This is a genomic window from Bacillus sp. 166amftsu, from assembly GCF_900107445.1.
Lineage (GTDB): Bacteria > Bacillota > Bacilli > Bacillales > Bacillaceae_G > Bacillus_A > Bacillus_A arachidis.
Map to the genome: position 1 here is coordinate 37,360 of NZ_FNQA01000018.1, position 21,247 is coordinate 58,606.

General features: G+C 35.3%; 18 protein-coding genes and 1 pseudogene. All 19 read left to right on the forward strand.

Annotation, left to right across the window (positions count from 1 at the left end):
• Positions 1-104: 104 nt before the first annotated feature.
• Complete coding sequence (locus BLV40_RS23260) at positions 105-2,525, forward strand: right-handed parallel beta-helix repeat-containing protein (protein WP_090694361.1); 2,421 nt, start codon at positions 105-107, stop codon at positions 2,523-2,525.
• A gap of 262 nt (positions 2,526-2,787) precedes the next feature.
• Positions 2,788-3,384: a sugar transferase gene (locus BLV40_RS23265; protein ID WP_090694365.1), complete on the forward strand. Its 597-nt coding sequence runs from the start codon at positions 2,788-2,790 to the stop codon at positions 3,382-3,384.
• 13 nt (positions 3,385-3,397) lie between these two features.
• The gene (locus tag BLV40_RS23270) at positions 3,398-4,033 is read left to right on the forward strand and encodes an acetyltransferase (RefSeq protein ID WP_090694369.1); all 636 of its coding nucleotides are present in this window, start codon (positions 3,398-3,400) and stop codon (positions 4,031-4,033) included.
• Between the two features lie 13 nt (positions 4,034-4,046).
• Positions 4,047-5,216 (forward strand): DegT/DnrJ/EryC1/StrS family aminotransferase, encoded by a 1,170-nt coding sequence (locus tag BLV40_RS23275; RefSeq protein ID WP_090694373.1) that lies wholly within the window; start codon positions 4,047-4,049, stop codon positions 5,214-5,216.
• A gap of 893 nt (positions 5,217-6,109) precedes the next feature.
• On the forward strand, positions 6,110-8,047 hold the full coding sequence (locus BLV40_RS23280; RefSeq protein ID WP_090694377.1) for a lasso peptide isopeptide bond-forming cyclase: 1,938 nt from the start codon (positions 6,110-6,112) through the stop codon (positions 8,045-8,047).
• 14 nt (positions 8,048-8,061) lie between these two features.
• Positions 8,062-8,193 (forward strand): paeninodin family lasso peptide, encoded by a 132-nt coding sequence (locus BLV40_RS28190; RefSeq protein ID WP_026591919.1) that lies wholly within the window; start codon positions 8,062-8,064, stop codon positions 8,191-8,193.
• A gap of 107 nt (positions 8,194-8,300) precedes the next feature.
• Positions 8,301-9,230, forward strand: a complete 930-nt coding sequence (locus BLV40_RS23285; protein ID WP_090694380.1) for an aldolase — start codon at positions 8,301-8,303, stop codon at positions 9,228-9,230.
• Positions 9,230-9,529, forward strand: a complete 300-nt coding sequence (locus BLV40_RS23290; RefSeq protein WP_090694384.1) for a lasso peptide biosynthesis PqqD family chaperone — start codon at positions 9,230-9,232, stop codon at positions 9,527-9,529. Before BLV40_RS23285 ends, BLV40_RS23290 begins: the two co-directional genes overlap by 1 nt.
• 45 nt (positions 9,530-9,574) lie before the next feature.
• Positions 9,575-10,027 (forward strand): lasso peptide biosynthesis B2 protein, encoded by a 453-nt coding sequence (locus BLV40_RS23295; RefSeq protein WP_026591922.1) that lies wholly within the window; start codon positions 9,575-9,577, stop codon positions 10,025-10,027.
• A gap of 22 nt (positions 10,028-10,049) precedes the next feature.
• Entirely contained in the window at positions 10,050-11,237 is a 1,188-nt protein-coding gene (locus tag BLV40_RS23300; protein WP_090694387.1) for a nucleotidyltransferase domain-containing protein, read from the forward strand.
• Between the two features lie 2 nt (positions 11,238-11,239).
• A complete protein-coding gene (locus tag BLV40_RS23305) occupies positions 11,240-13,042 on the forward strand; it encodes an ABC transporter ATP-binding protein (protein ID WP_090694390.1) in 1,803 nt (600 codons plus the stop codon).
• A gap of 480 nt (positions 13,043-13,522) precedes the next feature.
• Positions 13,523-13,660, forward strand: a complete 138-nt coding sequence (locus tag BLV40_RS28960; RefSeq protein ID WP_211482136.1) for a hypothetical protein — start codon at positions 13,523-13,525, stop codon at positions 13,658-13,660.
• Between the two features lie 817 nt (positions 13,661-14,477).
• Positions 14,478-14,912 carry a 3-hydroxyacyl-ACP dehydratase FabZ gene (gene fabZ, locus BLV40_RS23310; protein ID WP_026591926.1) on the forward strand — a complete coding sequence of 145 codons (435 nt, stop codon included), beginning with the start codon at positions 14,478-14,480 and terminating at the stop codon, positions 14,910-14,912.
• Positions 14,913-15,450: 538 nt separating this feature from the next.
• Positions 15,451-15,621, forward strand: a complete 171-nt coding sequence (locus BLV40_RS23315; protein ID WP_231503935.1) for a hypothetical protein — start codon at positions 15,451-15,453, stop codon at positions 15,619-15,621.
• 106 nt (positions 15,622-15,727) lie between these two features.
• Complete coding sequence (locus BLV40_RS29665; RefSeq protein WP_280138952.1) at positions 15,728-15,862, forward strand: hypothetical protein; 135 nt, start codon at positions 15,728-15,730, stop codon at positions 15,860-15,862.
• Between the two features lie 562 nt (positions 15,863-16,424).
• Positions 16,425-16,796 (forward strand): annotated as a pseudogene (locus BLV40_RS23325) (sortase).
• Positions 16,797-16,908: 112 nt separating this feature from the next.
• A complete protein-coding gene (galE, locus tag BLV40_RS23330; protein WP_090694393.1) occupies positions 16,909-17,943 on the forward strand; it encodes a UDP-glucose 4-epimerase GalE in 1,035 nt (344 codons plus the stop codon).
• Positions 17,944-18,286: 343 nt separating this feature from the next.
• The gene (locus BLV40_RS23335; protein ID WP_026591929.1) at positions 18,287-19,195 is read left to right on the forward strand and encodes a polyisoprenyl-teichoic acid--peptidoglycan teichoic acid transferase TagU; all 909 of its coding nucleotides are present in this window, start codon (positions 18,287-18,289) and stop codon (positions 19,193-19,195) included.
• Positions 19,196-19,371: 176 nt separating this feature from the next.
• Positions 19,372-21,246, forward strand: coding sequence for a phosphocholine cytidylyltransferase/choline kinase family protein (locus tag BLV40_RS23340; protein ID WP_090694397.1), 1,875 nt, complete (start codon positions 19,372-19,374; stop codon positions 21,244-21,246).
• Position 21,247 lies beyond the last annotated feature (1 nt).

The following is a 21,247-nucleotide window of genomic DNA, read 5'->3' on the forward strand; positions in this document are numbered from 1 at the left end:
GCTATAAGCTATGGAATGAAAGGATCCTTTTTATTGTTAGAGTTCATATACCCAATCTATTTAAGCTATAGAAGCATAATATATAGAAAAAAGGAAGTGGGAATATGGACGTAAACTTAAATGCGAATCTTGGGGACCTTAATGATGTAGATGTAACAACAGCATCACCTACTCATGGTGATGTATTAACTTATGATGGCCCAAAAGCACACTGGTCTCCAAAAAAGGTACCAGTTTCAAATGCAGAGGACGTTTCAAATTCATATATATTAGAATTGGTAAGATGGAATATTAAAAACGATGGTACCAATTCTGTTGCCACTACAAAGGGGATAAATGATGCTTTGGTTTGGGCTAAGTCCCAAGGATACAATCATGTTATACTACCGAGCGGCATATATAAGTTGAAAATTGACAATACATCATTCTCGTGTATTGCCATACCAAGCGGCTTACATTTTGAAATGTCGGGAGAGTGTGTCTTACAACTGGAAACTAATTCGTCACCCTGGTATCGAGTATTTGATATTAAGGGAGTTAAAAATGTGAAAATTTCTGGTGGGAAAATAGTCGGAGATAAAAAAACACATATTTACGAAATAGGTGTGAAATTTGTAAGAGGAGGAGTGAATACTGACGGTTCATTGAATAATAATCCCAATTTTATCCGTAGTGAAATAGTGGACAGATATGAGAATCCTGGGCTCCTTAAAGCTTTTAGACTATGGTCTATCTCTGGAATAAACACCACAGCATACAGTTTTTATCAATATAAAGATACTGTTGCAATTGGCACGCTAGTCGGTTCTAGAACAAACGGTCAATTTGCTCCTGCATCTTCGACTGGGAGAGGTTGGTTCGCTCCAATAGAAGATGCTAATAAAATGATTTTTGTTATTGATATTACGTCTTCACCTTTAAGCGATGCCCAAATTGCAAAAATAAATGCAAAAGTGGACAGCCAGAATTACACTCATGAGTGGGGACAAGGAATAGAAATAAGGGGCTCAAACTTTGTGGAGATAGATTGTGTAGAAATAAGCAATTGTACAGGGGATGCTATTTCAACAGGCTGGTTAGAATATAAGATTAATCCAGCTGATTATACACAGGAACAGATGGGTTCGCATATTTACATTCATAACTGTGATATTCATAACTGCAGAAGGCAAGGGATTACTCTCGGTGGTTCAAATGACACTTATATTTTTGAAAATAAAATTTATTCAATTGGTAAAGCTGATGACGGCATTACAACCGATGGCATTGCCCCGATGTTCGGAATAGATATCGAATCCATGTGGTCTGAAAGTAACATACCGACATGGCGACCTGAACTGAATCAATCGGGGTTTGAATTGAATACTAGAATTTATATTTATAATAACTATATTTCTAATAATGCTCGTGGACATTTTGTAAATGCAGACGGCATTCATATAGTTTTGGAAAATAATATATTTGAAGGATATAACATAGGGGGAATTAGTTCTTATCAGAATAACTGGTATGTCAAATACATTCACAACACTTTCATTGGATGTGAACTCGTTGTGAAAGGGGATAATTTTGTCAATGGAGCTATATGTAATAACGGTAATATCAAACTGCAGGATATCCGGGGAGCCGTCATTCAAAATTGCCAGATAAAAAATGGTTTATTTTACGGTTCAAGCATCTATGGATATTTTGGCAGCCCTACTGTAAATGTCGCCAATGGAATGTTTTCCTATAGTACTCCACATGGAATGGGGAATGGTGCAAAAATATGTTTTGAACAATGGGTTGGCAAAGTGCCTACTGGAATTAGTGTGGATAAACTCTACTATACGATTAACGTAACGGCAACAAGTTTTCGAGTATCTGAAACATTGAATGGACCACCAGTGGTGATAACTGACGCTGGAAAAGTCGGATTTAATATAAGCAGATATGATTATGGCAGATGCTATATTTCGGACATCACAGTTGAAAGAGAGTGGCGAAGTGATAATGCGGTAACACAAAACTTTTCAGTGCTTTTGACAGGTGGAGTCATTAAGAATATTACCGTCAAGAATTATGATGTTAATATTAAGCCACCTGCTAATTATGGTGGTCGCCCTATTGCTATAGAAGGTCTCATTTTAATAGAAGGGGCCGCAGATTTGGAATGTTGTAACCTTAGTAACGGTAAATTTATAAGAGCAAAAACAAGCAGAATAGGTGGGGATATATCTTTTGGTTCCAATAATGCCCAATATACGCGAAAAATTAATGCGGATAATTGTTTGTTTCAAAATGTTGGTATAAACTTCGAAGGGAATATTGTTCATAGTTGTAACACATTTCTAAATTCTGTTATTAGGAAGACTGATAATCCTGCTGTTTCTATCATTACGCACAGCTATTTAGAAGACACTCTTCTTAGTTTACATTGGTTAACTAGGGAAAAGGCGATGACTGTAGTCAAATGTGTATTCAATAATGTATCTAGTGATATAAGCACGGCCACTAGATTGATAGATAATACTATCATCAACTGAATATGGAAAGAAAAAAACCGCTATATTTGTATAAAAATATAGCGATTTTATTATTGAGTTTAGGCGTCTGATCTTCAGGGAACGGGGAAATGTATTTATAACATACTGAATGAAGTTCATAGCAGAATGTAAGTTACGAATTGATTTCATTTTATACAAGAGTATGGTTGAATTAGAAGAATCCCCTAAAGGTAGTTGGAAGGTTATAGCCTCGTTCTGTAGGAAGCGCCTCAAAAAATTTTCGATAGGAGTATAATTACTTATGAAAAGGCTTTTTGATTTGTTCGTTTCTTTGTCATTATCGATGTTGTTTTCATTTCTTATTATAATAGTAGCAGTTTTAGTTAGATTTAAGTTAGGTTCCCCTATCCTATTTAAGCAACAACGTCCAGGATTACATGGTAAGCCTTTTTTCCTGTATAAGTTTAGAACTATGACTGATGAGACAGATAGCGAGGGGAATATGCTGCCTGATAATGTAAGACTTACTAAGTTCGGTAAATTTCTTAGAAAATATAGTTTGGATGAATTGCCACAGTTAGTTAATGTTATAAAAGGGGATTTAAGTTTGGTGGGTCCTAGACCATTATTGATGGAATATTTGGAGCTATATACAGAAGAACAGGCTAAGCGGCACAATGTAAGACCAGGAATTACAGGGTGGGCTCAAGTGAATGGAAGAAATGCAATTTCATGGGAAGAAAAATTCGATTTTGATGTGTGGTATGTGAAAAATCGGACTTTTTTTCTTGATATGAAAATTTTGTTATTGACGGTGAAGAAGGTATCTAAATCGGAAGGCATTAACCAAGTTGGGCATGTAACTATTGAGAAATTTACTGGTACTAAGGACTTTTGAGGAGGTGAAATGAATGCAAATAATCATGATTGGGGCAGGTGGTCATAGTAAGGTTATCCAAGATATTATACTATCATCATATGGGAATTATGAAATTATCGGTCGATTAGATGATATGTATGAACAATTAAGAGTTGAGGATGGCGTATATTTTGGACCTATTTCTGCGGCTGGAAAATTAATGAACGAACATACAGATGTAAGGTTCGTGGTAGCTATAGGAAATAACAGAACACGAAAACGAATTATGGAGCAGTTAGAGATTCCCAGTCATCGTTATGTGACGCTTATACATAAGCAAGCTATCGTTAGTTTAAGTGCAAAGATTGGAGCTGGTACGGTTATTATGCCAGGTGCAATTGTTAATGCAGATGTTGAAATTGGGAATCAAGTTATTGTCAATTCAGGCGCTATTATTGAACATGATAATAGGGTAAAAGATTTTGCACATATTTCCCCAAATGCTGTACTTACGGGATCTGTTACTGTAGGAACAGGAGTACATATAGGAGTAGGAGCTAATGTAATTCCCAATATTACAATTGGTGATTGGTCCGTTATTGGTGCCGGGGCAACAGTAATCTGTGATATTGCAGCAAATTGTACAGCAGTGGGCGTTCCAGCTAGAGTAATAAAAAAAGAACTGTAGGATGGTGTTTAAAGTGGTATATTCACAGGAAAAAACAAGAATCTATCTCTCCGCCCCACATATGAGCGGTAATGAACAAAAATATATAAAAGAAGCATTTGATATGAATTGGATCGCTCCACTTGGTCCAAATGTGGATGCATTTGAAAGCGAGCTTTCATCTCACGTGGGAGTTCGTGATGCAGCTGCAGTTAGTTCAGGAACCTCTGCTATTCATTTAGCGCTGCGTTTATTGGATGTAGAAGATGGTGATACGATATTTTGTTCAAGTCTTACTTTTATAGCAAGTGCAAATCCAATTTTATATTTAGGTGCTACACCGGTGTTTATTGATTCAGAGCCTGAAACATGGAATATGTCACCACAAGCTTTAGAATGTGCATTGCATGAAGCAAATGAAAAGGGAATGCTGCCAAAAGCGGTAATTGTTGTAAATCTATATGGACAAAGTGCTAAAATGGATGAAATTCTCTCATTATGTAATAAATATGAAGTTCCAATAATTGAGGACGCAGCAGAGTCACTTGGCTCTTACTACAAAGGTAAGGCGAGTGGAACATTTGGGAAGTTTGGGATTTATTCGTTTAACGGAAATAAAATCATTACAACCTCAGGTGGAGGAATGCTTGTATCTAATGATGTTGAGGCATTAAGGAAAGCAAGGTTTTTAGCTACTCAGGCAAGAGATCCTGCCCCACATTATCAACACAGTGTAATAGGATATAACTATCGAATGAGTAATGTTTTGGCAGGTATAGGTAGAGCACAGTTGCAAATCCTCCAAGATAGGGTACAGGCAAGAAGAAAAATATTTGATAGATACTATCAAGAATTATCTCATATTCCAGGTGTACAGTTTATGCCTGAGTTAGAGGATACTTATTCAAATCGATGGCTTACAGTTCTTACTATAGATGAAGAAAAAACAGGAGTATCGATTCAGGAATTACTGAAACACCTGGAAAATGAAAATATTGAGGCACGCCCTGTTTGGAAGCCTCTTCACATGCAACCCCTATTTAAGGGAACAACTTATTACCCTCATAGTGATTGCGAAGATATTGCTAGAAAATTATTTGAAACTGGATTCTGTCTTCCATCTGGATCAGGTATGACAGAAAAAGATCAGACAAGAGTTATTACATGTATCAAAAATGCGTTGACAACAGATGTTGGTATATAAAAAGAAACAATAAGAGAATTTTAATAGGATATAGGTTAATGGACTAGGAGGATTCAATATCTAATTTAGTTCGGTTTTTGTGAAATTTCATTTTGTGGAAATAAACCTCTTTTGAATGAAAGTCAAGGCAATCCCTATAGAGAGTGAAATAGTAAGCGTACATAATTTTGTGGTAAATACGAATTATGTTTTTGGTTAGCATTATCAATGGTGAACGCATATTATATGACCTCCTTAGTAAAAATGGTATAACTATAAAAAGTTACTTGCCTTTTGTTCAATTATAAAGAAACAGCTATGTTGAATAACATGGCTGCTTCTATTAAAGCAGCAGAGGAATATAAAATATGTTTTTTAATTAGCATGTTTATACTAAACTATATAAAATATCATAGCACAAAAATTATGTTAATATCAAAAAAATGAAAAAATATGGAGATAAATCCATTTATTTGCAAGATATAATTTTATTATTCATTTTTTAATTATCCAAAAAAGAGGGGTTAACATTTAATATTTAGAGTATATAGATACTTGACAATACAATAGTGAAATGATAACCTGGGTTTATATTCTTTATAAAGAATATAAATACTTTATTGATATATTAAATTTATCTATTTTTATTTGAATCAACAAACAAATACATAATACTTTTTAGCGAAAATAAGAAAATTATACCCTTGTTCTTTTTTTGAATATCAAAATTAGAAGGCGAGGGTTTATTTATAAGGTAGATAGCCTGAAAATTTCAACTTTAAAATCTGTTATGCGGAAACACGGTAGTTTGAGAAAGGATTTTTCCGGTATATAAATAACGTTTTATTGATATATCTGGTGATTATCTTATTTATCGGGTTTGCCCTTACTTGTTTCGTAGCGGGAGGAAAGAAATGAGCGCAATAGCTGGAATTTATCATTTAAATAGGGAACCCATACCGTTTGAGCATAGCAATGGAATCATGTCAGCTTTATCTCGTTATCCAGCCGATAGTACCAATACGTGGCACAAGGAAAATATTTTTTTGGGTGCCCATATGAAATGGATAACACCCCAATCTATCAACGAACAATTACCTTATTATGATTATGAAAAGCAATTGGTCATAACGGCTGATGCTATTATTGATAATCGCGATGAATTATTTGATAGATTACAAGTGGAACAGGCACTTAGAAGGGAGATGCCTGACAGTAAGCTGATTTTATTGGCTTATCAAAAGTGGGGGGAAAATGCGCCGAAATATTTGATTGGCGATTTTGCTTTTATGATTTGGGATGAAAGAAAACGCTTACTTTTCGGTGCGCGTGATTTTTCGGGAAGCAGAACATTTTACTTCTTCCGTAATCAAAATCGATTTGCCTTTTGTACCAGCATAGGACCACTATTTTCCTTACCTTACGTCGGGAAGGATTTAAATGAGCAGTGGTTAGCTGAATATTTAGCGATACCTAATATGCTTGATACGATAGATGCTTTTTCTACAGTCCATAAAAATATAGAACAAGTACCTCCTTCTCATACTATTTCTGTAGTCGATGGAAAAGTTAGTATTTCGAAATATGACGTGTTATTTGTAGGAGAGAAGTTGCATCTCAAATCAAATCAAGAGTATGAAGAGGCATTTCGGGACGTATTTGAAAGTGCAGTGACATCAAGATTGCGTACGCACCGTAATGTTGGTTCCCATTTAAGTGGAGGATTAGATTCAGGTGCTGTTGCTAGCTTTGCTGCAAGAGCCTTGCAAAAGGAAAATAAAAAATTATATACATACAGCTCTGTACCTGCAGAAGGATTTATTGATTGGACTCGTAGTCATATGGTTGCAGATGAGAAGCCGTTTATCCAATCTACAGTACAGCATGTAGGGAATATTACGGATCATTATTTGAATTTCCCAGGGAGAAATTCATTCTCTGAAATTGATGATTGGCTTGATATTATGGAAATGCCCTATAAATTCTTTGAAAATTCTATTTGGGTAAAGGGAATTTATGAAAAAGCCCAGCAACAAGGAGTTGGAGTGCTCTTAAATGGAGCGAGGGGGAATTTTACCATCTCTTGGGGACCAGCTCTAGATTATTATGCAGTTTTACTTAAAAAGTTCAAATGGTTCCAACTTTATCATGAAATCGACTTATACGGTAAAAGTATTGGAGTCAAAAAGTCACGAATACTGAAAGTCGTAGGAAAGAAGGCATACCCATTTATAAATAACATGTTCTCTCCACAACAGCAATATGAGTTGCCGACGTTAGTCAATCCAGAACTTGCAAAACGTACTGATGTATTCAACAAACTGGAGGAACATGGTGTTAAAGTCACGGGGGCTTCTATACCTAACATATATGAAATAAGGCAGAAACATTTTGAGCAGTTAAATTTATGGAATACCACTGGTACAAGTGGTACAAAACTTTCCTTGCGCTATGGCTTGCAGGGGCATGATCCGACGAATGACTTACGAGTAATTCGATTTTGTTTATCTCTACCACTCGAACAATTTGTTCAAAATGGCTTAAATCGGGCACTTATCCGAAGATCTACAAAGGGATTGCTTCCTGACAAAGTAAGGTTGAATCAACGTGTGCGAGGGATACAGGCTGCCGATGTGATTCATCGCATGATTCCTTCATGGAAAATGTTTATCGAGGAACTAAAACAGCTTAGCACAGATCCTGTAGCTTCTAACTTTTTTAATATGGAAATCATTAAGAGTGCGATTTTGAAAATTCAAGGAGAACCACAGCCAGAAAACGTGTTTGATCCTGATTTTAGAATTTTAATGCGCAGTCTTATCGTTTATCGATTTATCAAGAAATTTATTTGAAGGGAGGTGAAACTATGAAACAAGAATGGCAATCACCAGTATTAGAAGTGCTTGATATCAACATGACAATGGCTGGACCTGGAAAACGAATTGTTGACCAAGTGTTTGAAGATGAGGATGAGCAAGGCACACTTAGCCACAGCTAATGCACTAATATTTAAATGAGATTTATATGCTTTACAGCCCTTATATAGTTTAACAACGGTATAAGGGTTTTTTCTAATCAATTTTCCAACTAGGTGGAGTGAGAAAGATGATACATACTGTAAAGAAAGTGGTTTACAAAGCCTTCGGATTAACCCTATTAAGTGAGATTCCTCTGCCGGAATTGCCTCAATTAAACAATTATGAAAATGAAGTAGACGTCAGAATCGAAACTGCAGATTTGTCCAAGTTATGGAAGGAGTTATCCTCCAAAAAGTCAGCATTCGTAGTCGAAGAAGAATTAGTTATGTTTCAAATCCCCGAAACAGCCACGTTTTGTATTCAAAATGGAGAAAAAATTATCGTTTCACCTATGAAAGGATCTGACCAAGATAAGATTAGGCTTTATATTCTTGGAACTTGCATGGGCGCATTATTGATGCAAAGAAAAATACTTCCCTTGCATGGAAGTGCAATAGCCATCAATGGGAAGGTATATGCTTTTGTAGGAAGATCGGGAGCTGGAAAGTCAACTCTTGCATCAGCTCTCTTGAGCAAGGGATATCAACTTTTAAGTGATGATGTAATTGCGGTATCTCTTTCTGAGGATAATATTCCTTTTGTTACACCCTCTTATCCACAACAAAAGTTATGGAAAGAGAGTCTTGATCAATTTGGAATGGAAACAACGCATTATCAGCCTTTATTTGAAAGAGAGACCAAATATGCTGTACCAGTGTCGTCAAGCTTTTTCAATGAGCCGTTACCGCTTGCGGGTGTATTTGAATTGGTGAAAACGGAAAATGAGAATGTTGAAATTCAGCGTATTGAAGGACTAGAAAGGTTACGTACATTGCTACGCCATACATATCGAAATTCATTAATCCCACGATTGGGGATGATGGAATGGCATTTTATGAACTCTACAAATATTGTAAATAAGGTGGAGATGTTTCAATTAAGGCGCCCTATTTCAAAGTTTACGGCGCATGATTTAGTATCCACAGTCCTAGAGTCTTTAAAAGAGGAGGAAAAATAATGATTACTAACAAAAAAATTTCATTAAACAGTTTTATCGTACAGGGTCAAGAAAATGTAGTGAGTGATATGGATGGAGAGAAAGTGATGATGAGCATCCATAATGGAAAATACTACAATTTAGGAGGGATAGGCGGTGAAATTTGGGAGTTAATAAATGAATTGATATCAGTTAATCAATTGGTCAATATATTAATGTCCCGATATATGATTGAAGAGGCAGAATGTCAGGAACAAGTACTCTCTTTCTTGAATCACTTGTATGCAGAAGGATTAATCTTGGTTGGGGATAAAAATTGATTTATAGCTGAATGTTTCAGATTTAATAGATTAGGAGTAGGATCGATGAATATCATAAATAAAGCAAAAGCTTTCTTATCGTTCGATATGGGAACAAAATTATTACTTATAGAAGCTTTCTTTTATTTAGGTTGGGCTCGTATTCTTAAAAGTATACCGTTTTCTAAAGCTGCTCCTATATTAGGAATTCATATGGCAGAAACGTCTTTAAGCTATGATGAGTCGGAAAAGATTACGTTAAGGAAAATTTCTCAAGCAGTGCATATGATGAGCCGTTATACATTTTGGGAAAGCCAATGTCTTGTTAAAGCTATCGCTGCAATGAAAATGTTGGAGAAGCGTCAAATTGAAAGCACCCTTTACTTGGGGACTGCGAAAGATGAGACAGGAAATATGATTGCCCATGCGTGGTTACGTAGCGGGCCCTTTTATATTACTGGCGTAGAAGAAATGAAGAGATTTACTGTTGTTAGTAAATTTGCAAAAAGGATAGGGTAAAAAAATCTTGAAGGAGAATGAGATGGATACCGGTTGTAATCTTGATTTGAGCCATTTGCCTAAAGAACTAAAATTGTTACTTGAAATTATAAAGAAGGAAGATAAAGAGATACAAACAATCCCAAAAGATTGGTTTATCGATATTGATTGGAACAAATTTCTGAAATTGGCGCTGCATCATCGCATGTATGCCTTCATTTATACAAAAATGAAGAATATCGATAATCAACTCATTCCTTCGCATGTTGTACAAGTGTTAAGTACATACTTTAAAAGGAATACATTTCATATGCTTCATTTAAGTGGAGAAATGGGAAAGATAAGCAAATTATTTGCCGAAAATCAGCTCCGGCTCCTATTTTTGAAAGGCCCTATTCTTGGGGTAGATTTATATGGAGATATTTCTCTTAGAACATCTGGGGATCTGGACGCTCTTGTTCCTATAGATGATCTTGAAAAAGTAAATGAAATACTTGTAAAGAATGGTTATATCAAAGAGGAAGATTTTCCAACAGTTATGAATGAATGGAAGTGGAGACGCCATCATACAACTTATATGCATCCAATGAGTAAGGTAAAATTGGAGATTCATTGGCGTCTACAACCAGGCCCTGGAAAGGAACAAAACTTTGATGAGTTGTGGGGACGAAAAAGAATGAGCCCTATTACGAATTATCCTGTCTATTTTCTAGGTAGAGAGGATTTGTTTATGTTTCTTGTGACTCATGGGACTAGGCATGGTTGGTCCAGGCTTCGATGGTTAACAGACATTGACCGTATGGTAAGGCAAGAAATAGATTGGAAAGAACTTACTGTTCTGTTGAAAAGATATGGATGCAAGCAGTTAGTAGGTCAGGCGCTTATTTTATCTTCCGAGCTTTTAGATACTCTTATAATAGAAGAAGAGGCAAAAGTATTAATGTCAGGGAGAAGGGTAACGCAGTTAGCGCAGCTTGCTATATATTACTTGGAAAATATGATTAACTTGCATACAGATCCCGTTCCAGAAGAAGTTTCAAAATATCATGAGCGATATTTATATTTGTTAAAAACAAGCTCTCAAAAGCTACTGTTTCATCTTAGCTGGTTATACCCTTACCCTCAGGATGTGGAAACTTTACCACTACCAAAACAATTGCATGTTTTGTATTTTCCTTTGCGGCCAGTTTTATGGGCTTGGAGGAAAACGAGATACCGTAAGGAGATGTAAAAATGAGAAATATTTTATACTTTACAAAGCAGTTATACTCTTTTACTGGAAACATTCTCATTATTAATCTCTTGGGAATGGTATCTGTCAGTCTTGTAGAAGGAATCGGTATTTTATTATTAATCCCTATGCTAAGTATTAGCGGGATTGCGAATATGAACGAAAAAGCAAGCCCACTTTCAGGAGCTTTGGGATTTTTAAGTGATTTTCCGGCAACTTTAGGGTTACCACTTGTATTAGGGATCTATATCGTATTGGTTGTGGGACAAGCTGTTTTGCAAAGTAATATAACGATTCGCAATGCGAAAATTCAGATACGTTTTATTAATCACTTGAGACTGGAAACGTATCGTGGATTGTTACAGGCTAATTGGAGTTTTTTTGTGAAAAAAAGAAAGTCGGATCTTATTAACTCTTTAACAACGGAATTAGGGCGTGTTAGTGCAGGTACTAACTTATTTTTACAATTGCTTACTTCGTTGATTTTCACATTCATACAGATTGGCCTTGCTTTTTGGTTATCCGCAGATATAACACTCTTTGTACTATGTTGCGGTGTAGTGCTTGCCTTTTTTTCCCGAAGATTTATTAAGAAATCGAAACGGTTAGGTGGCCGGACCTCAGAGAATTCAAAAGCTTATCTTGCAGGCATAACGGATCATTTTAATGGGATTAAGGATATAAAGAGCAACCTCCTAGAACAATCTCGTTATATGTGGCTACGTAATTGGACGGAAGATGTGGAACGTGAACAGCTTGCATATATTAAGGTGAGAAATAATTCCCAGCTTTTTTATAAGATCGCATCAGCGATTTCCATAGCCCTCCTGATTCTGCTATCGGTCAAGTTGTTCCGGACACAGACTGAGCAATTATTATTAATTATTCTTATATTTTCTCGATTGTGGCCGCGATTTTCAGGTATACAATCCAATATGGAGCAAATTGCAGCGAATCTGCCTGCTTTTAAAGCTTTGCTGGACTTACAGGAAGAATGTAAGAAAAGTATAGAATTGCAAGATGTAGAACAAAATTATAATTTTTTGAAGCCTATTCAGATAGAGCAATCTATTGAGTGCCGTAATATCTCTTTCCGTTACAATAAACAGGATTCTATATATGCCCTGAAAAATATCAATTTGAGTATTCCATCCAATTGTATGACGGCCATCTCAGGGCGTTCTGGTGCTGGAAAAAGTACATTGATCGATATTGTAATGGGGCTTCTTCAGCCAGAGAGCGGTCAATTATTAATAGATAATAAACCGTTAACGAGTAAAAATCTATTGTCATTGAGGAAATCAATTAGCTATGTTTCTCAAGATCCATTTCTATTCAATGCTAGTATAAGAGATAATTTGAGAATGGTTGAGCCAGATGCGAGTGAAGAGCAAATCTGGGAGGCATTGGATTTTTCCGCTTCTGCTGAGTTTGTCAGTAGGCTTCCACAGGGATTGGATACACTTATCGGCGATAGGGGGGTTAAACTCTCAGGAGGGGAACGGCAACGACTTGTTCTTGCGAGAGCGATACTTCGGAAACCTTCTATTTTAGTATTAGATGAGGCAACAAGTGCGTTGGATGCTGAAAATGAGGCGAAAATACAAGAAGCATTGGAAAGATTGAAAGGAAGCATGACAATTATTGTCATTGCACACAGATTATCTACTATACGTAAAGCTGATCAAGTGATTGTAATGGATCAAGGGCAAATTATTCAAAGTGGCGGTTTTACTCAATTAGCAAAAGATAAAAGTGGGTTGTTTAGTAGCCTACTTGGTCAACAGGCTAAGATAAACATTTAAATATGGCCAGGTACAATTATTTTTTATAATCTTAAGGAATACACTGCCTTTACTTTTTTCGGACCGGTAACACAATTTGATTATTTATGATTTGGGGGATAATTGGTATTTGTGTACTGGTCTTTTTATGGAAATATGAGCTCAATTTAATTATGTGTACAGTATAAAAGTGAAAATACTTTTTGCAATTATTAATATACCATCTATATACATGTATAAATATTCGTGTTATGATTGAACATGGAACCTGATTTTATTTATACCATATAACAAAAAGCAGCGAGACCCCTTGTTTTTAGGACGAGGGGTCTCTTCTATTTTCATTTTAGATAATGAGATTTTTCTATATAATTCTCTTTTAAGGATAATTAGAATTTCATAAGAATATTTATTATAAGCTGTTTAAATGAAAGAATTAAATATACCTCTAGATCATGTAAAAAACACCAATATTGGAGTGGGAAAAGCTCTCCAGCAATTATGATTAGACGTAATGGTTGGAATGCTTTTTTAAATGAGGCAAAAGATTATTATGATGAAAATAGTGGAAATCAGAATCAACCAAAGAACAGTATAATGAATATTGCTACTATGAAGATGGATATTAATGGTATTTAAATATAATAAAAAATGGATGTTTTAGAAATAGAAATGGCGATCTTAAAATTTGTAGATGGCGTAATTTCATTAGCATAAGAGCTCTTAAAAACGGTAATACAATTTATTGATTTTGTAACTAATACTTATACAATTATCTATATGAGTAATGTGTAAAAAATAAAAAAGAATCCCAAAGGCATAAGGAATTCTTTTTTATTTAACAGATAAACAAGAAAAAGCCACAATTTCTTATTAATTATATTTTATTTTTATGTATTGCTAAATAGATTTAAAAGAATTTATATGCAGTATTGGATATTTATGTAATAAATATGACTTTTGTGATAATATTTTATAGAACTGGTATTAAAGGCTAATCCATAAAGATGCATTCTTTATAAAGTATAGTGTTCTAGATTGCGAATCTTAATTTCTAGATATAACATTTAAGATAATATAAGAAAAATGAAGAAATTTGTAGAAATTTGTAGAAAATTAAGGTCATAATGGTAAAAATCAGTAAATATTAAATTTTTCTTTCTTATTTTTGTCCTTTATAATGAGCTATGAATACGACACATAAGGCAAATAATGTATATTGCCTTTCCCTAACTTTGATATACACCCTTTTTCCAACCTCCGTGTGAATTGCTATTATTTTGTTATACCGATTTTAGCGAAGGGAAAAGGGTGTATCTTTTTTGTATGAATAGTTCTAATAGATATTTTGGATAGAAAGCATTTCTTGTTTTTCGTGACAAAAACAATAGAGAATGGGATAATAAGGACAGTATGTTGGTGGTATGACCAATTTGATATATGAGGAGAGAGTAATATGCTAGATATAGGGCAGATTAAAGAGATTATTCCACATCGTTATCCATTCTTACTTGTTGATCAAATTCTAGAAGTAGAAGAAGGAAAGCGTGCGGTTGGAATTAAAAATGTAACGGCAAATGAGGAATACTTTAATGGACACTTTCCAGATTATCCTGTGATGCCAGGTGTGCTAATTGTAGAAGCATTAGCGCAGGTGGGTGCTGTTGCGGTATTAAAAAAAGAGGAGAATCGTGGGCGCCTCGCATTCTTTGCTGGTATTGACAACTGCCGCTTCAAGCGTCAAGTACGCCCGGGTGACCAACTTCGTTTAGAAGTGGAAATGACACGTGTACGTGGACCAATTGGAAAAGGGAAAGCAGTTGCAACTGTAAATGGTGAAATTGCTTGTGAAGCTGAGGTTACATTCGCGCTTGGTGATAAAAAAGAATAGATATTCTTTATTCTAGGAGATGAATGAAAAGGACTATCCTCATTTGTCTCCTTTTCTAATGAAAAAAGGGCGAGTTTATTTATAACTTGTGCAATTAAAATTTTATTATCATACTATTAAGATGTTGAATTTGCAACGGATGCATAATTAGAAATGAATTTTATAATTTAGGGTAGGGTCATTATTTTTGAAAAAGGTAACTTTCATAATAGTGCTGATTTAGAGACAGTATTCTCGCATTATAGTATTGAAGCTGTCATGCAGTTTGTTTTTGTCATAACGAGTTTGATTTATCGTGTTAGTCAAGTCATTCTGTTACAAGTAATGTTGTAGCGACTTTTCAAGTTTTAAAAATAATGATCAGATATCCAATTATACATTTTGTTTTTTCATCATTTATATCAGTTCACGGTATGCCTTATAAAGATCGAGTGCAGGAAACACATATGTCCCATTCCCAGTTGTTTTTTATGGGAATTCTAACCTTATTATTGAATAGGCTTTAGAAGATTTTTATAAGGCATATGATTTACGTTATATGTCTCTTTGTTATCACAATGCTATAGGCGCTCATACAGATAGAACAATAGGTGAAGAGCATCGTCCAGAAACACATATTGTACCGAATGTTTTATTGCATATGGTAAAACAACAAGAGGAGAGTTTTATAATAGATGGTGGCTATGGTACAAAGATGGTAGTGCGGTAGGTGATTATGTCCATGTCATGGATGTAGTGAAAGCACATGTGCTTTCACTACATGGTTTATTAGAAGGCTATATAAAATAAACGAAATTTATCATGTAGGCTATGGTGTGGGAACTTCAGAATATGAATTGATTCAAGTGTGTGAGAAAACAACAGGTGAAACGATGAATGCGATATTTAATGATTTTATAAGAGATACGGAGCATTCACTTTTTATATTTGGTAAAAAGATATGTACATAATTAGGATGGAAACCAAAGTATAAGGTATTCAATTGATGAAGCCCTTTATTCAGCTTGGAAATGGTATAGTAATCATCCGAACGGTTATGAGAATCAGCCACTTTCATATTAAAAAATGTTTAGTTCTTAGATTTTATGTAAGATGCCCATTTTAAAAAATTATGGTTAAGTTATCCTACTAAGGATTGCTTGTGATATATTTAAATAGTTAAATTGTTAAATTGTTATAAAAAGGAGAAATAACCATGAGTTTCAAAATTGTTATAAAAAAAGTTCATTAGTCGCTGCACTTGCTCTTGGTTTAAACGCATTTGCTGCAACGGCAGCAAATGCAGAAACGAATAGAAAAGAAGCTTCACAAAAGCTTGTAAATTCATTGAAAACTTTAAACCTTGATCGCGTGGACTATTTATATGCATATTTACAAAAGACGAACTTGACTAATCAAGAGCAAGCTTAGGTTAAGGCAAATGCTGCACGAGTGAGTGAACTTCTTTCAAGTGCAGCTGCGCTAGTTCCAGCAGTGATTAGCTCGTAAAGTAGAACAAGCATAATACACCCTATGGAAAAGCGAAAGAAAGTACATAAGCGTAAGTCAAAATGGAGATGGGTAATTATTAGGATTCCCGTTTCTATTATTTTGTTTGGTCTTGGGATTGTTGCCTTTTCGGTTGGGAGTTAACGAAGCAAATCGTATGGTGAGGTTGTTTATGAAATAACAGATTTCAAAATTACGGGATCGAATGACCAGATGATTATCGTGCCAACTGATTATGAGACGTTGACGTTAACAACATGTTATCCATTTGAGTATATTGGCGACGCGTCGGATCGTTTTATTGTGTATACGAAGCTTGTATCTAAGCCGGATTTAGAGAGACAATTATTTCTTAAAGAAAGCCCAATTGTCGTTCGTGCAATTGGACTTTTTTAATGTAATACAAAAACAGGAGATATATGGATAAATACATTTGGAACTGATCCTGTTCAGCGTTCATAAAAATATGTAATGAAAAGCTAGTAAATAAATTTAGGAGGTTTTCATCATGGCCATACTTGTAACAGGTGGAGCAGGGTATATTGGTAGTCATACATGTGTGGAATTATTGAATCATGGTTATGAAATTATAGTAGTTGATAATCTTTCTAATAGCTCAGTAGAATCATTAAATCGAGTAAAAGAAATAACAGGAAAACAATTTAAATTCTATAAAGAAGACCTTTTGAATCGAGAAGCAATTGATATGATTTTTAAAGAAAATACGATTGAGGCAGTGATTCATTTCGCTGGTTTCAAAGCGGTGGGTGAATCAGTAGCAATTCCGCTTAAGTATTATCACAACAACATTACAAGTACATTAGTATTATGTGATGTTATGCAGAAGCACAATGTAAAGAAAATGATTTTTAGTTCATCAGCAACGGTGTATGGTATTCCTGAGACATCACCAATTACAGAAGAGTTCCCTTTAAGTGCAACAAATCCATACGGTCAAACAAAGTTGATGATTGAACAAATGATGCATGATGTAGTTGTAGCTGATTCAGAGTGGAGTATGGCATTACTTCGGTATTTCAATCCATTTGGTGCACATGAAAGTGGACGTATTGGGGAAGATCCAAATGGAATTCCCAATAACTTAATGCCATATGTAACGCAAGTAGCAGTTGGTAAGTTAAAAGAATTAAGTGTATTTGGAAATGACTATCCAACAAAAGATGGTACAGGTGTCCGTGATTATATTCACGTTGTGGATCTTGCGAATGGGCATGTGAAGGCTCTTGAAAAAGTACTGCATACAACAGGAGTAGATGCGTATAATCTTGGTACAGGTACTGGTTATAGTGTGCTAGAGATGGTGCAAGCATTCGAGAAAGTTTCAGGAAAGGCGGTTCCATATAAAATTGCAGAACGCAGACCTGGAGACGTTGCTGTATGTTTTGCGGATGTATCTAAAGCGAAGCGAGAATTAGGATGGGAAGCAAAGCGTGGGATTGAAGAAATGTGTGTAGATTCTTGGAGATGGCAGTCAAATAATAAAAATGGCTATCAAGAAGTACAGTCTATATATGTGAAATAGAGCATATAATTCAACCGGGAAAAGAAAGAGTTATTTCGTTATCTGTTAGGAAAGCAATTTTTGATGTGAAATATTCAGTAGATATATATGGGTGATATCGGAAACTTCGAGCAGAAGTTTCTTTTTTGTTTATAGTGAAAATAGAATATAGCCCCATCGTTATTTGAGCAGTGGGGGCTTATTTATATTAGGGAGTAAAAAGATAAGAGGCTATATGAGAAAATATATGGGTTTTAATTATGAAATAAAGTATAATTTGATGGGTAACTTCACATGTATAATGTGACTTGGTACTTTATTCCTTACAAACCTATAAAGCTGATTCAAGAAAGAAGGTTACACAATGAAGAAAATTCTATTTTGGATACTTGGTATTATTGGCGTTCTTGTCATTGCGGGAGGCGGTTATGCGTATTATCTGTACTCATCCGTTTCGGGGACAATCGATAAAGTGTATACCCCGCTGGAACGTGATCATTCCGAGAAACGATCTACTGATGTGAAGTTAGGAAGTAAACAACCTGTTTCTATTTTATTATTAGGGGCAGATGAGCGCGGAGCAGATAAAGGGCGTTCGGATTCGATTATGTTATTAACGCTAAATCCGAAAGATAGTTCAATGAAAATCGCAAGTATTCCTCGTGATACATATACGGAGATTGTTGGTAAAGGGAAGAAGGATAAAATCAACCATGCGTATGCATTTGGTGGAATTAATATGTCTGTGAAGACGGTTGAAAACTTTTTAGATATTCCAATCGATTATTATATTGAAGTAAATATGGAAGGGTTCCGTGATATTGTAGACGCTGTTGGCGGAGTTGATGTGTATAATGATATCGCGTTCACACTTGAAGGGATGTCATTTGAGAAAGGAAACATTCATTTAAATGGTGAACAAGCCCTGAAGTATACACGTATGCGTAAGCAGGATGCGCGCGGTGATTTCGGTCGTCAAATGCGTCAGCGTCAAGTGCTTGAAGCGGTTATTAGTAAAGGAGCTAACATATCGTCCATTACAAAACTTGGTACGATGTTAGAAGCAGTTGAGAAAAACGTAAAAACAAATTTAACTCAGGATCAAATGTGGGATCTTCAAAGCAATTATAAGTCTGCGATAAATAAGAAAGAGGAAGTTCAAATCCCTGGTGATGGTCACAAGCAAGATGGTATATGGTATTACTTTGTACCAGAGAAGGATCGTCAAGATTTGTCTAATAAATTAAAAGCTCATTTAGAGTTAACAAAATAGCAGTGAGTATAGTAAGAAGCCTAATGATCCTGTGAAATGTATGGGAAATTAGGCTTTTTTGACGTTATGTAAAAATACAATAGGATTTACAAACTACACGTTAAATTTACGAAATATTTACATTATTCTCTGTAAATGGTATGATGTGTTCAAAAAATGAATGGATGGATGGGGTTATGGAGAGGGGCGCTACACAGCAGGTATTAAATGTATTAGAAGTTATTAATCAAAATCCACAGATGAACCAAAAAAAGATTGCAGAGCACTGCAATATATCTGTTGGTAAAGTAAATTATATTATGAATGATTTGGCACAGAATCAATATATTTATAGCGAGAAGTTAGGAAAGTACATGAATTATTATTTGTATAAGAAAGGCTTTGAATATATGCGCCAGGAGTTAGTGGCGTACCAAGGGAAGAAGATTAGAGTTCATCATAAAGAGGGAAAGAAGGTTACGCAAGCTGTTGTTCTTGCGGCTGGGAAGCGCCATGATTTTGGGAAGCCATCTGGTTTATTAACGGTTGGGGAAAAGCTGTTGCTAGATCGTAGTTTAGAAATTCTTGAAAATAATGGGATTGAAAAGATTGTAGTGGTAGTTGGCTATAAGAAGGAGCAGTTTGAAGGTTGGTCAGGCCGTTATAATGTGCATTTTGTGGAAAATCCGAAGTATAAGTGGACGGGATCAATGGCATCACTAGCGGAGGTTCAAGAGCTTATTACAGATGATTTCTTATTAATTGAAGATGATATTTTAATCGAAGAGAAGGCTCTTATTAAAGTGTTACATCATCCAGAACCGGATTGTGTGTTGGTTACAAATGAGAGTGGATCTGGTGATGAAGCGTTTGTTGAGCTCCAGGATGGCTATCTTTATAAAATTTCAAAAGATATTCATCAGTTAAATCGTATTGATGGTGAGATGGTTGGGATTTCTAAAATCTCGTATGAAGTGTTCATGAACATGTTAGCAACATTCCGTCATAATCAAAATCCATATGTGAACTATGAATATTTACTTCTTGATGCGGCAAGGTTGTATGACGTCGGTTATGCAAAGTTATCGGATGTTGTATGGGCAGAGATTGATACAACGAAGCAGTATGAAGTTGTGAAAAATAAAATATATCCTCGTTTAGTGAAGAAAGAAGCAGAGTTTAAAGAAAGACAAATTAAAAGATATGTTTTAGAGGCGCTTTCTATTTCAGAAGAGCAAGTTACAGATATTCAGTCATTTGGTGGTATGACGAATACGAATTTCAAAGTAATGGCAGGCGGAGAGGAATATGTATTACGTATTCCAGGAAGCGGTACGGAAGAGATGATTAGTCGCCGTGATGAAATGGAAACGGCTAATTTAGCAAGCGATTTAGGGATCGATGCGGAACTTTTATACTTTAATGCAGAAACAGGTGTGAAGTTAGCGAAACTCATTCCAAACGCAGAAACATTAAATCCAAAAACGGCAAAACGCAGTGACAATATGATATTAACAGCAAATATATTAAAGAAATTACACAGTTCGGATATCGTGATGAATAACGTTTTTAATGTATTTGAAAAAGTCGAGCATTATGAAGGGTTATTAAATAAAGTAAACGGTTCTAACTTCGATGATTATGTCGAAGTGAAGAGAAAAATAATGCAATTAAAGGATATGTATGAGGCGATGGATGTTACGCTCGCGCCTTGTCATAATGATACCGTTTCTGAAAACTTTGTTAAGAGCGGCGAAGACAAAGTGTATTTAATTGATTGGGAATATGGGGGCATGAACGATCCGATGTGGGATATCGCCGCACATAGCTTAGAATGTGATTTTTCTTTAGAGGATGAGGAACTGTTTTTAAGTTATTATTTTAATGGATTAGTAGAAGAGTCTTATAAAGAAAGAATATTGATGAATAAGATTTTCCAAGATTTCTTATGGAGTATTTGGACGAAGATTAAAGAAAGTACAGGCAGTGATTTTGGAACATATGGAATAGATCGCTATCATCGTGCGAAGAAAAACTTACAGCTCTTTTTAGCGTTAGCGTGTGAGGTATGAA

Coding starts and splice junctions, on each gene's coding strand:
- galE (WP_090694393.1), top strand. CDS start 16,909: ATGGCCATACTTGTAACAGGTGGAGCAGGGTATATTGGTAGTCATACA.
- BLV40_RS23285 (WP_090694380.1), top strand. CDS start 8,301: ATGATACATACTGTAAAGAAAGTGGTTTACAAAGCCTTCGGATTAACC.
- BLV40_RS28960 (WP_211482136.1), top strand. CDS start 13,523: ATGATTAGACGTAATGGTTGGAATGCTTTTTTAAATGAGGCAAAAGAT.
- BLV40_RS23290 (WP_090694384.1), top strand. CDS start 9,230: ATGATTACTAACAAAAAAATTTCATTAAACAGTTTTATCGTACAGGGT.
- BLV40_RS23295 (WP_026591922.1), top strand. CDS start 9,575: ATGAATATCATAAATAAAGCAAAAGCTTTCTTATCGTTCGATATGGGA.
- BLV40_RS23305 (WP_090694390.1), top strand. CDS start 11,240: ATGAGAAATATTTTATACTTTACAAAGCAGTTATACTCTTTTACTGGA.
- BLV40_RS23340 (WP_090694397.1), top strand. CDS start 19,372: ATGGAGAGGGGCGCTACACAGCAGGTATTAAATGTATTAGAAGTTATT.
- BLV40_RS23270 (WP_090694369.1), top strand. CDS start 3,398: ATGCAAATAATCATGATTGGGGCAGGTGGTCATAGTAAGGTTATCCAA.
- BLV40_RS23265 (WP_090694365.1), top strand. CDS start 2,788: ATGAAAAGGCTTTTTGATTTGTTCGTTTCTTTGTCATTATCGATGTTG.
- fabZ (WP_026591926.1), top strand. CDS start 14,478: ATGCTAGATATAGGGCAGATTAAAGAGATTATTCCACATCGTTATCCA.
- BLV40_RS23335 (WP_026591929.1), top strand. CDS start 18,287: ATGAAGAAAATTCTATTTTGGATACTTGGTATTATTGGCGTTCTTGTC.
- BLV40_RS28190 (WP_026591919.1), top strand. CDS start 8,062: ATGAAACAAGAATGGCAATCACCAGTATTAGAAGTGCTTGATATCAAC.
- BLV40_RS23300 (WP_090694387.1), top strand. CDS start 10,050: ATGGATACCGGTTGTAATCTTGATTTGAGCCATTTGCCTAAAGAACTA.
- BLV40_RS23260 (WP_090694361.1), top strand. CDS start 105: ATGGACGTAAACTTAAATGCGAATCTTGGGGACCTTAATGATGTAGAT.
- BLV40_RS23280 (WP_090694377.1), top strand. CDS start 6,110: ATGAGCGCAATAGCTGGAATTTATCATTTAAATAGGGAACCCATACCG.
- BLV40_RS23315 (WP_231503935.1), top strand. CDS start 15,451: ATGTCTCTTTGTTATCACAATGCTATAGGCGCTCATACAGATAGAACA.